Origin of the sequence: Streptomyces boetiae (assembly GCF_031845405.1) — a bacterium.
Classification (GTDB): Bacteria; Actinomycetota; Actinomycetes; order Streptomycetales; family Streptomycetaceae; genus Streptomyces; species Streptomyces boetiae.
In genome coordinates, this window is the sequence record NZ_JAVREN010000049.1 from 25649 (window position 1) to 38848 (window position 13200).

A 13200-nucleotide genomic window follows, 5' to 3' on the forward strand; every position below is an offset into this window, starting at 1 on the left:
GGGCGACGGTGCCCGGCGTGCCTCCCCCTCTGTCATGGCGACCTGAGAGCTTCACCGCGCCGCCCGGGTGGGGCGCCGCGGCTTGCACCGTCGGTGAGGGGGCGGGGAGCGGGCTCCGCGCCGCCCTGCTTTCCAGAGTGGCTTCGCTCGCGCGGTACGGGGGCCTGAGAGATTCCGGGGAGGAGTTGCTCCTTCGGCGCCCGCCGCTGGCGGCGGGACTCTCCCGCGCGAGGTTGTCAGCCTTCTCCGGAGCCTACCAGCGCGGGCCGGGCGGGAAACCTGGATGCACTCGACTGGCCAGCGGGCGAATTGTGCCGTTTCGTAGGAGGCAGAGGGTTGCTTCGTCCCTCTCCGGCCGCGATCAGTGGGAGGAAGCGTGCAGACGGACATCGACCCGCGGAGCCTGATCGGCCGCAAGGCGTTCGACCGTGACGGCGTCAAGATCGGCACCGTGGACGAGGTGTACCTCGACGACGCGACCGGCGTGCCGGAGTGGGCGGCCCTGCGGACCGGGCTGTTCAGCCGCGACGCGTTCGTGCCGCTGGCGCCGAGCGAGCTGGTGGACGAGGCGCTGCGCGTGCCGTTCACCCGGGCCCTGATCCGGGAGGCTCCGGACTTCGGCGTGGGGCGGCACCTCTCCCCCGAGCAGGAGCTCCAGCTCTACGAGCACTACGGCCTGGACGTGCCGCCCGGACCCCCGGAGCCCGACCGGGACTTCGGGCACCTGGCGGGCCGGGCGGAGGACGAGTCCTGAGCCGGTGCGGACGCCGGGGCGGAGGCCGCGGGCCGGGGACGGCCGCGGCCGTTGACCGTGCCGGGCCGGGGCCGCTGGCCTCGGCCGGGGGGCCGTAAGTCACCCCGCGGGCAGGCGAGTTCGCCGCTGCCGGGCGGGGGCCTGGGCCCGGGGCCCGGAGCGGCGGCGGGCGGAGACCCGGAAGCGGGGACGAGCGGCAGGGGGTCGCCGCGGGCCAGCTCGGGGTCGTCGGCGCGGAACGTCCGCACCCGGCCCGGCCGCTGGGAATCGGGCCGCTCGAAGCGGACGGTGACCCGGCCCAGACCGCTGCCCTGCACCCACCCCGGCCCCAGCGTCGCATGCGTCACGTCCACCCCGGGCAGCCACGGGCCGGGCGCGTCCGGCCCGCGCGGTCCCGCCTCCCCCGCCGGGGGCTCTCCCGGCTCGGGGGCGCCGGGCCCCGGGGTCCCGCCCGCCTGGGCGAACAGGTCCTCCTGGGTGAAGGCCGCCAGCGAGGAGACACCGACGCCCAGCAGCCGCACCCCGGCCGTGGTGTCCACCCCCTCCAGCAGCCGCGCGGCCGACTCCCGGACCACGGCCGGGTCGTCCGTGGGGCCGCGCAGCGTCTCGGAGCGGGTGAGGGTGGAGAAGTCGTAGCGGCGGACCTTCAGCACCACGGTGCGGCCGGAACGCCCGGCGGCCCGCAGCCGCTCGACGCAGCGCACGGCCAGGCGGTCCACCTCGAACCTGATCCGGGCCCGGTCGGTGACGTCCACGTCGAAGGTGTCCTCCACGGAGATCGACTTGGTGTCCCGGTCGGCCACCACGGGCCGGGTGTCCACGCCGAGGGCCATCGTGTGCACGCCGGCGCCGTGGGCCTTGCCCAGCAGGCGCAGCAGCTCGGCCTCGCCCGCCCGCACCACGTCCCCGACCGTGGCGATCCCGGCCCGGCGCAGCGCCTCGGCGGTGGCGGGGCCGACGCCGGGCAGGGTGCGCACCGGCAGGGGCGCCAGCAGCTCGCGCTCCGTGCCGGGCGGGACCAGGACCAGACCGTCGGGCTTGGCCCGCTCGGAGGCGATCTTGGCGAGCATCTTGGAGCCGGCCAGACCGACGGAGCCGGTCAGGCCGGTGGCCGCCCGTATGCGGGCGCGCAGCCGCCCCCCCGTGTCCCGCGCCTCCTCTGCCGAAACGGGCCCGCCGTCCGGCCCCGCGGCCAGGTCGACGAACGCCTCGTCCAGGCTCAGCGGCTCGACCAGCGGGGACAGCTCGCCGAGCAGGGCCATGACGGTCTCGCTGATCGCGCGGTACACCCCGAAACGGGGGACGAGGAAGGCCGCGTGCGGGCACAGGCGGCGGGCCTGGGCCATCGGCATCGCGGAGTGCACGCCGGAGCGGCGGGCCTCGTAGGAGGCGGTGGCGACCACGCCGCGGGGGCCCAGGCCGCCGACGACGACGGGCTTGCCGCGCAGGCTGGGCTTGGACGCCTGCTCCACCGAGGCGTAGAAGGCGTCCATGTCGAGATGGAGGATCGTCGGCCGGGACCTCACGTGCTCGATGGTGCCGCACGCGTCTGACAACGGCCGCGCGCCGGGCCGCTGGCCCTTCCCCGGCGGACGGTCACCGGGGACCGCGGCGGGCGGTCAGCCCAGGACGCGGTTGCGACGGCGGGCCAGCTCGTCCTGGGGGTGGACGGCGGGAATCGGCTCGCCGGTGTCCACGCGCTCGGCCTGGAGCCCGCCCAGGGCCTGCTCCACGTCCTGCCACACGGCGCCGACGGCGATCCCGAAGATGCCCCGGCCGCCGCGCAGCAACTCGGCCAGCTCGTCGGGGGACGTGCAGCGGTACACGCTGGCCCCGTCGCTCATCAGGGTCATGCCGGGCAGCTCGGCCGCGTCGGCGGAGCGCAGGGCGGCCACCGAGGTGCGGATGGACTGGAGGGAGACCCCGGCGTCCAGGAGCCGCTTGACGATCTTCAGGACGAGGACGTCGCGGAAGCTGTACAGCCGCTGGGTGCCCGAGCCGTGGGCCGGGCGGATGCTGGGCTGGACCAGGCCGGTGCGGGCCCAGTAGTCGAGCTGGCGGTAGGTGATGCCGGCCGCCGCGCAGGCGCTGGGCCCGCGGTACCCGGTCCGCTCGCGGTCCTGGGGGCCCTGCCCCGCCGCCTGCGGCGGGACCAGGCCCTGGGGCGGGCCGGGGAGGGCGGGCAGCCCGCCGGCCGCTCTGCTGTCGCCGTTACCACTCACGCCGGCCTCCCGTTTCCGCATGCCCCGACCGTGTCCTCGACGCTCACCGGCTGTCACGATGAGCACGCACACAGCGCTCCTCCCAAGACATGCCCCATTGACGCTAGGCATCCACCTGTGACGCGTCAACGATCGCCACGCGCCCCCGGGTGGCCTACTGGTTGCTCGTGCCGAAGTCCTCCGGGGAGATCTGGTCGAGGAACTCGCGGAACCTCTCGACCTCGTCCTCCTGCTCGTCGGGAATGATGATCCCCGCGTCGTCGAGCACCGCGTCGCTGCCGTAGATCGGCGTGCCCGCGCGCAGCGCGAGCGCTATGGCGTCGGAGGGACGGGCGCTGACCTCCACCCCGCTGGAGAACACGAGCTCGGCATAGAAGACCCCGTCGCGCAGGTCCGTGATGCGCACCGCGCTGAGCTCCTGGCCGACGGCCTCCAGCACGTTCTTGAAGAGGTCGTGCGTGAGCGGCCGGGCCGGGGTCATGCCCTGCTGGGCGAACGCGATGGCAGTCGCCTCGCCCGGCCCGATCCAGATCGGGAGGTAGCGATCACCGCCGACTTCTCGGAGAAGCACGATGGGCTGATTGTTGGGCATTTCCACCCGCACACCCACGACGTCGAGCTGATTCACACAGCAACCCTAGGCGCTGGCCGGTGCATTTGGATAGTCGAGCCGGGCCGCGCGGCGCCGGGGGCGCCGCGCGGGGCCGGATTCAGGGGCGGCCGGAGAAGTACACCAGCCGGTACTTCCCGATCTGCACCTCGTCGCCATTGCCCAGGACGGCGGAGTCGATGGGCTCGCGGTTGACGTAGGTGCCGTTGAGGCTGCCGACGTCACTGACCGTGAACCCGCCGTCGGGCTGCCGCCGGAACTCCACGTGCCGCCGGGAGACGGTCACGTCGTCCAGGAAGATGTCGCTGTGCGGGTGCCGCCCGGCGGTCGTCAGGTCGCCGTCCAGCAGGAAGCGGCTGCCGGAGTTCGGCCCGCGGCGGACGATCAGCAGGGCCGAGCCGGGGGGCAGGGCGTCCACCGCGGCCTGCGCCTCGGGAGAGAGCGCGGGCGAGGGGAACTGGCCGGTCGCCTCCGGGTCGTACGCCTCCAGGCCCGTGATCGTCAGGGTGGACGTGGTGTCGGAGGCGCCGTCGTAGCCGGGGCGCAGGGAGTTCCCGCAGTTGGAGCAGAAGCGGCTGGTGGCGTCCGAGCGGGTCCCGCAGCGGGAGCAGGTCACCGTGGGGCGGGCGGGCTCCTGGGAGCCTATGCCGTCGGCCCCGGGGACCTCGTCGCGGAACAAGGGACGGCCGGCGTCGGCGCCGGGCGCTGCGTTCTCGCCGTGCTGGCGGGCGCGGGCCCGTGCGGCGCTGTGCGCGCCGCTCTGACGCCTGCCGAACAATCTAGCGAAAAAGCTCACCAGCGATCCCCTCGCGCCTCTCACCCGACCCCGTCGGCGACGGGACGGTCCATTGTCTCTCACCTGCCGTGCGGGACATCCACAGTACGTGGCACGGCCCCCGTTCAGTGTCCCGCACCGGACAGCGCGGGGGCGTGGCAGCCCCCGGCACGGCACCCGGCCGCGGTGACGACTGAGCGTAGTCAGACTGCTCCGGGACTCGCAAGGGGCACCCGCGGCGGGAGGGGTCTTCAGCGCTCCGAGCAGGCGAACGAGCGCGGCGGCGCCCCGCCGGGCGCCGCTGCGCAGGGTGATGCCGATGCCCCCGCGGCGGGCGGGCCGGGAGGCGTGACGGCCCGCCGCCCCGCGCGGGTGGGCGGCGGGCCGGGCCGTGCGGGGGTCAGCGGTCGGTGCTGTCCAGGACGGCGGACCAGGTGTCGAGCAGCTCCTGGGCGGCGGCGTCGTCCGGGCCCTCGGCCCACAGGTGGGTGACGGCCTCGGCGGGGTCGGGCAGCACCAGGACCCAGCGGCCGTCGGGCTCGACCACCCGCACGCCGTCGGTGGTGTCGATGGTGCGCGAGCCCGCCGCCTCGACGACGCGGCGCATGACCAGGCCCTTGATCGCCCAGGGGGTGGCGACCTCGCGGCGGGCCACGTGGGCGCGGGGGATGCGGGCCTCGATCTGGCTGAGCGAGAGCTGGGTGCGGGCGACCAGGCCGACGAGGCGGACGAAGGCGGCCGTGGCGTCGAAGACGGCCGAGAACTCGGGGACGACGAAGCCGCCGCGGCCGTCGCCGCCGAAGACGGAGCCCTCCTTGTGGGCGACGCGGGTGAGGTCGTCGGGCGAGGTGGTGGTCCACTCCACCTGGGTGCCGTGGTAGGCGGCGACCTGCTCGGCGACGCGGGTGGTGGTGACGGGGAGGGCGACGTGGCCGCTGCGGCGCTCGGCGGCGACCAGGTCCAGCATCACCAGCAGGGCGCGCTGGTCCTCGATGATGCGGCCACGCTCGTCGACCAGGGCCAGGCGCTCGCCCACGGGGTCGAAGCGGACGCCGAAGGCGGCGCGGGCGGAGGAGACGATCTCGCCCAGGCGCACCAGGCCGGCGCGGCGGACGTCGGCGGTCTCGGTGGGGCGGGCCTCGTCCATGCCGGGGTTGATGGTCAGGGCGTCCACGCCGAGGCGGCCCAGGAGGCTGGGCAGGACCAGGCCGGCGCTGCCGTGGGCGGCGTCGACGACGATCTTGAGGTTGGACTCCGCGACCCCCGAGGTGTCCACGGCGCGCAGCACCGAGCCGGTGTAGGCGTCGAAGACACTGGCCGGGAAGGTGAGGTCCCCGATCTCGCCGGGGAAGGCGCGGCGGTACTCCTGCCGGGCGTAGACGCGGTCGAGCTTGCGCTGGCTGGCCTGGGAGAGGTCGGCGCCGCGCTCGTCGAAGAACATGATGTCGACGGAGTCGGGAACGCCCGGGGTGGTGCGGATCATCACCCCGCCCGCGCTGCCGCGGGCCGTCTGCTGGCGCGCCACGGGGAGCGGGACGTTCTCCAGGTCGCGCACGTCGATGGCGCTGGCCTGGAGGGCGGAGATCACGGCGCGCTTCAGGGCGCGGGCGCCGCGGGAGTGGTCCCGGGCGGTGGTGACCGTGGAGCCCTTCTTCAGGGTGGTGGCGTAGGCGCTGGCGAGGCGGACGGCCAGCTCGGGGGTGATCTCGACGTTGAGGATGCCGGAGACGCCGCGGGCGCCGAAGAGGTTGGCCTGGCCGCGGGCCTCCCAGATGACGGAGGTGTTGACGAAGGCGCCGGCCTCCACCGTCTTGAAGGGGTAGACGCGGACGTTGCCCTGGACGATGGACTCCTCGCCGACCAGGCACTCGTCGCCGATGACCGCGCCGTCCTCGATGCGGGCGGCGCGCATGACGTCGGTGTTCTTGCCGATGACGCAGCCGCGGAGGTTGGTCTGCGGGCCGATGTAGACGTTGTCGTGGACGACGGCCTTGTGCAGGAAGGCGTCGGACTTCACCACCACGTTGGAGCCCACGACGGTGTGCTCGCGGATCTCGGCGCCGGCCTCGATCTTGGCGTAGTCGCCGATGTAGAGGGGGCCGCGGAGCTTGGCGTCGGGGTGAACCTCGGCGCCCTCGGCGATCCACACGCCCGGGGAGATCTCGAAGCCGTCGATGTCGACGTCCACCCGGCCCTCCAGCACGTCGGCCTGGGCCTTCACGTAGCTCTCGTGGGTGCCGACGTCCTCCCAGTAGCCCTCGGCGACGTAGCCGTAGACGGGCTTGCCCTCCTTCATCAGGCGGGGGAAGACGTCACCGGACCAGTCCACGGGGACGTCGGGGTCGACGTAGTCGAAGACCTCGGGCTCCATGACGTAGATTCCGGTGTTCACCGTGTCCGAAAAGACCTGTCCCCAGGTCGGCTTCTCCAGGAAGCGGTCGACGCGGCCGTCCTCTCCGACGATGGTGATGCCGAACTCCAGCGGGTTGGGGACCCGGGTGAGGCAGACGGTCACCAGGGCGCCGCGCTCCCGGTGATAACGGATCAGTTCGGTAAGGTCGAAATCGGTCAACGCGTCCCCGGAAATGACCAGAAACGAATCGTCCTTGAGGGCGTCCTCGGCGTTCTTCACGCTTCCGGCTGTGCCGAGCGGCTTCTCCTCATGGGCGTACGTGAGATCCATGCCCAGCTCTTCGCCGTCGCCGAAGTAGTTCTTCACGAGCGAGGCGAGGAATTGCACCGTGACGACGGTCTCGGTGAGCCCGTGCCGTTTGAGCAGACGGAGCACGTGCTCCATGATCGGGCGATTGGCCACGGGCAGCAGGGGCTTGGGCATGCTCGCGGTCATCGGGCGAAGCCGGGTGCCTTCGCCACCAGCCATAACGACGGCCTTCATATCGGAAGGGTCCTCCTTTGGGGAGTCGGCTATCACTCCGACCGGGTCGTCCGGCGGGGGGCCCAGGCCCGGGGTGGCTCCCCGGAATTCTGCGGCACGTGCGGGCGCCAGGCCCCTGCGACATTGCCAGGGCGAGCTCAGTCGGGCGTGGGGTCCGCCGCGAGGATGCGCCGGACCTGGACCACGTAGAGGATCCCTGCCCACCAGTAGAGCGCTGTACCCCAGCCGGCGAACGCCCATCCGAAAATAGCAGCGAGTGAGGGAAGCCAGCCACTTCCGTCGCTGAGCAGCAGAAGCGGGAAGGCGTACATCAGATTGAACGTCGCTGCCTTGCCGAGGAAGTTCACCTGCGGCGGGGCGTATCCGTGGCGGTCCAGTACGAGGACGGTGACCAGGAGCATCAGCTCTCTGGCGAGCAGGAGGGCGGTCAGCCACAGCGGCAGGATCTCGCGCCAGGTGAGGCCGACCAGGGTGGACAGGATGTAGAGGCGGTCGGCGGCCGGGTCCAGAACGCGGCCCAGGGCGCTGATCTGGTTCCACCGGCGGGCGAGCTTGCCGTCGAGGTAGTCGCTGACGCCGCTGGCGGCCAGGAGGAGCAGGGCCCAGCCGTCGAGGTCGGGGCCGTCGAAGACGGGCGAGAGGACCAGCCAGAGGAAGACCGGCACGCCCAGCAGCCGGGCCGCGCTGAGCGCGTTGGGGATGGTCAGCACCCGGTCGGTCTGAACGCGCGTCTCCTGGACCTCCACGCGGACGCCTCCTGCCCGTACCCCGTACCCGTACCCCGTGCCCGTGTCGTGCGCATCGACCTTACCGGCCGCGCCGGGCGGGGCCGGTAGGAGGTCCGGGCGGGGCGCGGGGGGTGGTGGCGCGGGCGGCGCTCACGGGCAGGAGGGGCGCGGGAGGTCGGGGGCGGCCCGGTGCAGCACGCCGTGCTCCGGGGGGACCGGGTCGCCGGTGAGGGGGTCGGTGCAGTAGGCGGCGAAGACCTCGGCCTCGCTCAGCCCCCGCAGCCGGCCGCCCTCCAGGCGCCAGCCGCGCACCTCCTCACCGCGGCCCGACGGCCCTGGCGGCCCCGCGGGCCCGCCGCCGGGGAAGGCGCCGCCGCCCGCCTCGCGGCCGGGCGGCGCGGACTCCGGGCCGGAACCCGCCGGGGCCTCCTCGTCCCCGGAGCGCAGCACCAGCCCGGCGGGGGCGCCGGTGGCCAGGCCGACGGCCAGGACCGTGCACAGCGTCAGGGCCGCCGGCTCCTCCAGGTCCAGGCGGCCGTCCTCGGAGCAGCGGGCGCGCACGGCGGCCGTCAGCGGCCCGGTCTCGGCCAGGACGGTGCCCACCAGGTGGTGCTCGCCGGGGGCGGCGGGGGCCAGCACGTCCGCCAGCAGGCCGGCCGCGCGGTGGAAGGCACAGCGGGAGGCCGGGGCCCCGCAGTCGGGGCAGGCCCCCGCCGCGGCGAGCAGGTCGGTGCCCGCCTCCCAGGTCTCCCGGCGGGCGTGCTCGGCCAGCAGGGCGGGGAGGAGCAGGTCCAGGGACTCGCCCGCGTAGGGGACGGTGGCGCCGCGGGAGGCGAGGCGGGCGGTGTACCGGGCGCGGCTGGCCGCGGTGTCGGGGTCCAGCCCCTCCCGCTCGCAGTACTCGGCGTAGCCCAGGGGGTCGAACAGGGCCACGCTGGTGTGGCCGTGCCGGCCGGCGAGCGCGCGCAGCAGCCGCTCCGTGCGCCGCAGGTACCCGGCGTGGTCGGTGTGGCGGAAGCTGGCGTACCGGCGCATGAGGGCGAAGCCGGCCGCGTCGGGGATGACCGCGACGGCGGCGGCGGACTCGCGGGCGGTGAGGTGCCGGGTGCTGGGGGCCATGACTCCTCCTCGGTGATCGGAGACGGCACGGAACCGTCTGATCACGGAGAGTAGTCACTGCCACTGACAACGCCCCGCTCGCGGCCCAGGCGCTCGAAGAAGGCGAGCAGCCCGGGGTCGTCGACCGAGCCGGGGTTGACCGCCCGCTCCAGCGGAACGCCCTGCAGGAGCCGCTTGACCGGGACCTCAAGGCGCTTGCCGGTGAGGGTGTGGGGAACGCCGGGGACCTCGATGATCTCGTCCGGGAGGTGACGGGGGGACAGCTCGGCCCGGATGGTCCGCCGCACGCGTTCGCGCAGCGCGTCGTCCAGCACGGCCCCGGGGGCGAGCCGGACGAAGAGCGGCATCCAGTACCCGCCGTCGGGCCGCTCGGCGCCGATCACCAGGGACTCGGCGATCTCGGGCAGGCGCTCGACGGCCTCGTAGATGTCGGCCGAGCCCATCCGCACGCCCTGCCGGTTGAGGGTGGAGTCCGAGCGGCCGTGGACGACGACGCCGCCGTGAACGGTGACCGTGATCCAGTCCCCGTGCCGCCACACGCCGGGGAACGTCGCGAAGTAGCTCTCGCGGTACCGCTCGCCGTCCGGGTCGTTCCAGAAGCCGGTGGGCATGGAGGGCATCGGCTCGGTGACGACCAGCTCGCCGACCCCGCCGGTCAGGGGCCGGCCCTCGGGACTCCACGCTTCGAGCGCGGTGCCCAGGCCCGGCGCCTGGATCTCCCCGGTGCGGACCGGGAGGGTGGGCACCGCCCCGGCAAAGCAGCTGCACACGTCCGTGCCGCCGCTGACGGAGGCGATCCACACGGGGCCGGCCTCCCGGCTCAGCCAGCGGAAGCCGTCGGGCGGCAGCGGCGAGCCGGTGGTGGCCACGCAGCGGGTGGCGGACAGGTCCAGATCGCGCGCCGGGTGGACGCCGGCCTTGGCGCAGGCCATCACGTAGGCGGCGGAGGTGCCGTAGAGCGTGGCGCGGGTGCGGGCGGCGACCCGCCACTGCGCGTCGGGCCCCGGGTGGCCGGGGCTGCCGTCGTGGAGGACCACCGTGGAGCCGGTCAGGAGCCCGGAGACGAGGAAGTTCCACATCATCCAGCCGGTGGAGGTGTACCAGTAGAACCGGTCGCCGGGGCCCAGGTCGCAGTGCAGGCCGAGCTGCTTGAGGTGTTCGAGCAGGATGCCGCCGTGGGACTGGACGATGGCCTTGGGGCGCCCGGTCGTCCCCGAGGAGTAGAGGACCCACAGCGGGTGGCCGAAGGGGACGGGCTCGAACTCCGGCTCGGCCCCCGGTTCGGTGACCTCCCGCCAGCTCAGGGCCCCGGCGGGAGGAGGCGTTCCCAGCAGCGGGACGTGGACCACGGCGCGCAGGGTGGGCAGGCCCTCGCGCAGCCCGGCGACGGTGGCGGTGCGGTCGTGCTCCCGTCCGCCGTAGCGGTACCCGTCCGCGGCGATGAGGACGGCGGGCTCCACCTGCTGGAAGCGGTCCAGCACGCCGCGGGTGCCGAAGTCCGGGGCGCAGGAGGTCCACACGGCCCCGACCGCCGCGCTGGCCAGGAGGGCGACGACGGCCTCGGGGACGTTGGGCAGGTACCCGGCGACCCGGTCGCCCGGGCGGACGCCCAGGCCGCGCAGCGCGGCGGCCAGCGCCCCGGCCCGGCCGCGCAGCTCCGCCCAGCCGACGGGCTCGGGCTCGTTGCGCTCGTCCACGCGCAGCAGCGCCGGGCGGCCCGCGCGCTCGCCCTCGGGAGCGTGCCGCAGGGCGTGCTCGGCGTAGTTGAGGGTGGCGCCGGGGAACCACTCCGCGCCGGGCATGGCGCGGGAGCCGAGCACGGCGCGCGGCGGGGTGGAGAAGCGGACGCCGGAGAACGCGGCCACGGCCGTCCAGAAGGCGTCGAGGTCGGTGACGGACCAGCGGTGGAGCGCGGCGTAGTCCGCCGCCGGGTCCCCGGCGCGGGCGGGGGCGCCGTACAGGGCGGCGGCCCGGTCGTGGAAGCGGGTGAGCCGGGCGGCCTCCACCGCCTCCGGCGTGGGCCGCCACAGCGGCTCGGGAGCGGCGGGCGGCGCGGGCTGGTCGGCGGTCATGGCGGCTCCGGAGGAACGCGGCGGCGCGGCGGGCGGCCGAACGGCGGAGGGGCGGGCGGGCGTTGGGATGCATGGACGGGCATGGACAGGCATGGACGGGCGTTGACGGGCAGGACGATGCCAGGTGACCGGCCCGGGCACCAGGGGACGGCCGGGCGCCGGGGCCCCGGGCACCCGAACGCGGGGCGGGGTGTCGCCGCGCGCGCGGCCCGGGGCATGCTGGGGGAATGCGCCGCCTCACCGCCGCCGTCCTGTTCGCCGGGCTGATGTGCGGGGCCGCCTGCTCGGCCCCCTCCCCGTCCGGCCCGGCCGCCGCCTCCCCCCCGGCCGGGCGGTCGCCCGCTCCGGAGGCGGCGGAGCCCTCGGAGGCCGCCGGGCCGGAGGGCGGGCGGCGCGGGGACGGCGAGGCGCCGGCGGAGTTCGTCGCGCTGCGGGAGGCGGTCCCCGGCGTCCGGGAGGACATCCGCTATGCGGGGGCGGACAACTTCACGGGGATGCCCGTCGACGGGTACCAGGAGCCCGCGTGCCTGCTGACCGAGGACGCGGCGCGGGCGCTGGTCCGGGCCCGGGAGGCGCTGGCCGGCGAGGGCCTGGACCTGCTGGTGTACGACTGCTACCGGCCGCGGCGGGCCGTCGCCGCGTTCCTGCGCTGGGCGGCCGACCTCTCGGACACCCGCACCCGCGAGGAGTACTACCCGCGGGTGCCCAAGACGCGCCTGTTCGAGGAGGGGTACCTGGCGGAACGCTCGGGGCACAGCCGGGGCAGCACGGTGGACCTGACGCTGGTGCGGGCGGACAGCGGCCGGCCGCTGGACATGGGCACGCCCTACGACTTCCTCGACCCGCTCTCCGCGCCGGACTCCCCGGAGGTGACGGCCCGGCAGCGGGCGGCGCGGGACCGGCTCGGGGAGGTGATGGACGCGGCGGGCTTCGGCCGGGCGCGGACGGAGTGGTGGCACTTCACGCTGCGGGAGGAGCCGTTCCCCGAGACCTACTTCGACTTCCCCGTGGCGCTCTCCTCGCTCTCCTCGCCGCCCGGGGCGCTGGACTAGGGCCAGGCAGGCCGGGGCTGGGGACGGCGGCGGTCGCCGGATCCACCCCCGTCGGTCCCGGTCCGCCGCCGTCTGCCTCCATCGACGCGGCGGCGCGCGCCCCGGTTCGCGCCGGGGCGGGCTTGTCACGCGTTCGGGACATCCGCGGGGCCCCGGCGGCGAACCCCCGTAGGCCTCACCGGAGTTCGCGAGGGACGGGGAACGTCCGCCCGCCGCTCAGGGGCGTTCGCCGGGGATCGCGCGGGGCGCGGTGTTCAGCAGCGGGCCCACGCGCTTGACGAGCAGCGCCATCTCGTAGGCCACGTGGCCGATGTCGGCGTCGGACTCGGCGAAGACGGCCAGTGCGCTGCCCGCGCCCGCGGTGGTGACCAGCAGGAAGGCATCCTCCAGCTCGACGAGCGTCTGCCGCACGGCGCCGGTCTCGAAGTGGCGGCCGACGCCGCGGGCCAGGCTGTGGAAGCCCGAGGCGACCGCGGCCAGCTGCTCGCCGTCCTCGCGGTTGAGGGAGCGGGAGGCGCCCCGGGGCAGGCCGTCGGCGGCGAGCAGGAGGGCGTGCCGGACGCTGGGCACGCGCCCGACGAGTTCGTCGAGCAGCCTGCCGAGGCGGGCGCTCTCCGAGGGGCTGCCGGGCTGCTGGGTGCCGCCGTGAGCCGCGGCCTCCGGTGCGGTCATCGGTCCTGCCTAACGCTGGGTGGGGTGGGGCTCATGGTCGCGCCGGTGGGGTGTCGTTCCGGCCGGGGTCGGTCTGCTGGCGGCCCAGCCGCCAGCCGCGCTGGAGGGAGGCCATCCGGGCCCTGACCTGGTCGGCGTCCAGGTCGGGCCCGGCCTCGGCGTCGGGGTGGCCGCCGGGCCCGGCCGGGTCCTCGGGCGCGGGAGTGCCCCGCGCGGGCTGGGGGCCGGCGTGCTCGCCTCCCGCGCCTCCCCCTCCCACCGCGCCGGGGGCCCCGGCGGCGCGGTGGGAGGGGGAGGCGC

At 75.2% G+C, this 13200-nt stretch carries 12 protein-coding genes and 1 riboswitch; of the genes, 2 read left to right on the forward strand and 10 right to left on the reverse strand.

Going from position 1 to position 13200, the window contains the following annotated elements; translation table 11 throughout:
- Positions 1-142: 142 nt before the first annotated feature.
- Positions 143-236, reverse strand: a riboswitch (glycine riboswitch).
- A 140-nt stretch (positions 237-376) separates the two neighbouring features.
- Entirely contained in the window at positions 377-754 is a 378-nt protein-coding gene (locus tag RM780_RS23495) for a PRC-barrel domain-containing protein (RefSeq protein ID WP_311632862.1), read from the forward strand.
- Here the strand turns inward: RM780_RS23495 and RM780_RS23500 are convergent.
- The 8 genes from RM780_RS23500 to RM780_RS23535 form a co-directional block, all read right to left on the reverse strand.
- On the reverse strand, positions 670-2280 hold the full coding sequence (locus RM780_RS23500; protein WP_311632863.1) for a DNA polymerase IV: 1611 nt from the start codon (positions 2278-2280) through the stop codon (positions 670-672). The two genes, RM780_RS23495 and RM780_RS23500, sit on opposite strands and share 85 nt — an antisense overlap.
- 93 nt (positions 2281-2373) lie before the next feature.
- Complete coding sequence (locus RM780_RS23505) at positions 2374-2997, reverse strand: MerR family transcriptional regulator (protein ID WP_311632864.1); 624 nt, start codon at positions 2995-2997, stop codon at positions 2374-2376.
- A gap of 133 nt (positions 2998-3130) precedes the next feature.
- Positions 3131-3604 (reverse strand): bifunctional nuclease family protein, encoded by a 474-nt coding sequence (locus tag RM780_RS23510; protein WP_311632865.1) that lies wholly within the window; start codon positions 3602-3604, stop codon positions 3131-3133.
- Between the two features lie 82 nt (positions 3605-3686).
- Entirely contained in the window at positions 3687-4382 is a 696-nt protein-coding gene (locus RM780_RS23515) for an FHA domain-containing protein (protein ID WP_311632866.1), read from the reverse strand.
- A gap of 379 nt (positions 4383-4761) precedes the next feature.
- Positions 4762-7257 (reverse strand): mannose-1-phosphate guanyltransferase, encoded by a 2496-nt coding sequence (locus tag RM780_RS23520; protein ID WP_311632867.1) that lies wholly within the window; start codon positions 7255-7257, stop codon positions 4762-4764.
- A 137-nt stretch (positions 7258-7394) separates the two neighbouring features.
- A complete protein-coding gene (locus RM780_RS23525) occupies positions 7395-8003 on the reverse strand; it encodes a CDP-alcohol phosphatidyltransferase family protein (RefSeq protein WP_311632868.1) in 609 nt (202 codons plus the stop codon).
- 132 nt (positions 8004-8135) lie between these two features.
- The gene (locus RM780_RS23530) at positions 8136-9104 is read right to left on the reverse strand and encodes a hypothetical protein (RefSeq protein WP_311632870.1); all 969 of its coding nucleotides are present in this window, start codon (positions 9102-9104) and stop codon (positions 8136-8138) included.
- Between the two features lie 41 nt (positions 9105-9145).
- The gene (locus RM780_RS23535; protein WP_311632871.1) at positions 9146-11176 is read right to left on the reverse strand and encodes an acetoacetate--CoA ligase; all 2031 of its coding nucleotides are present in this window, start codon (positions 11174-11176) and stop codon (positions 9146-9148) included.
- A gap of 227 nt (positions 11177-11403) precedes the next feature.
- On the opposite strand from RM780_RS23535, the gene RM780_RS23540 reads away from it, so the two are divergent.
- The gene (locus RM780_RS23540; RefSeq protein ID WP_311632872.1) at positions 11404-12228 is read left to right on the forward strand and encodes a M15 family metallopeptidase; all 825 of its coding nucleotides are present in this window, start codon (positions 11404-11406) and stop codon (positions 12226-12228) included.
- 216 nt (positions 12229-12444) lie between these two features.
- Here RM780_RS23540 and RM780_RS23545 read toward each other — a convergent pair whose 3' ends face one another.
- Together RM780_RS23545 and RM780_RS23550 are read right to left on the reverse strand one after the other, a co-directional pair.
- Positions 12445-12900, reverse strand: coding sequence for a roadblock/LC7 domain-containing protein (locus RM780_RS23545; RefSeq protein ID WP_311632873.1), 456 nt, complete (start codon positions 12898-12900; stop codon positions 12445-12447).
- 31 nt (positions 12901-12931) lie between these two features.
- Positions 12932-13200, reverse strand: a 269-nt coding sequence (locus RM780_RS23550; protein WP_311632874.1) for a hypothetical protein, incomplete at its 5' end; no start/stop codon positions are given.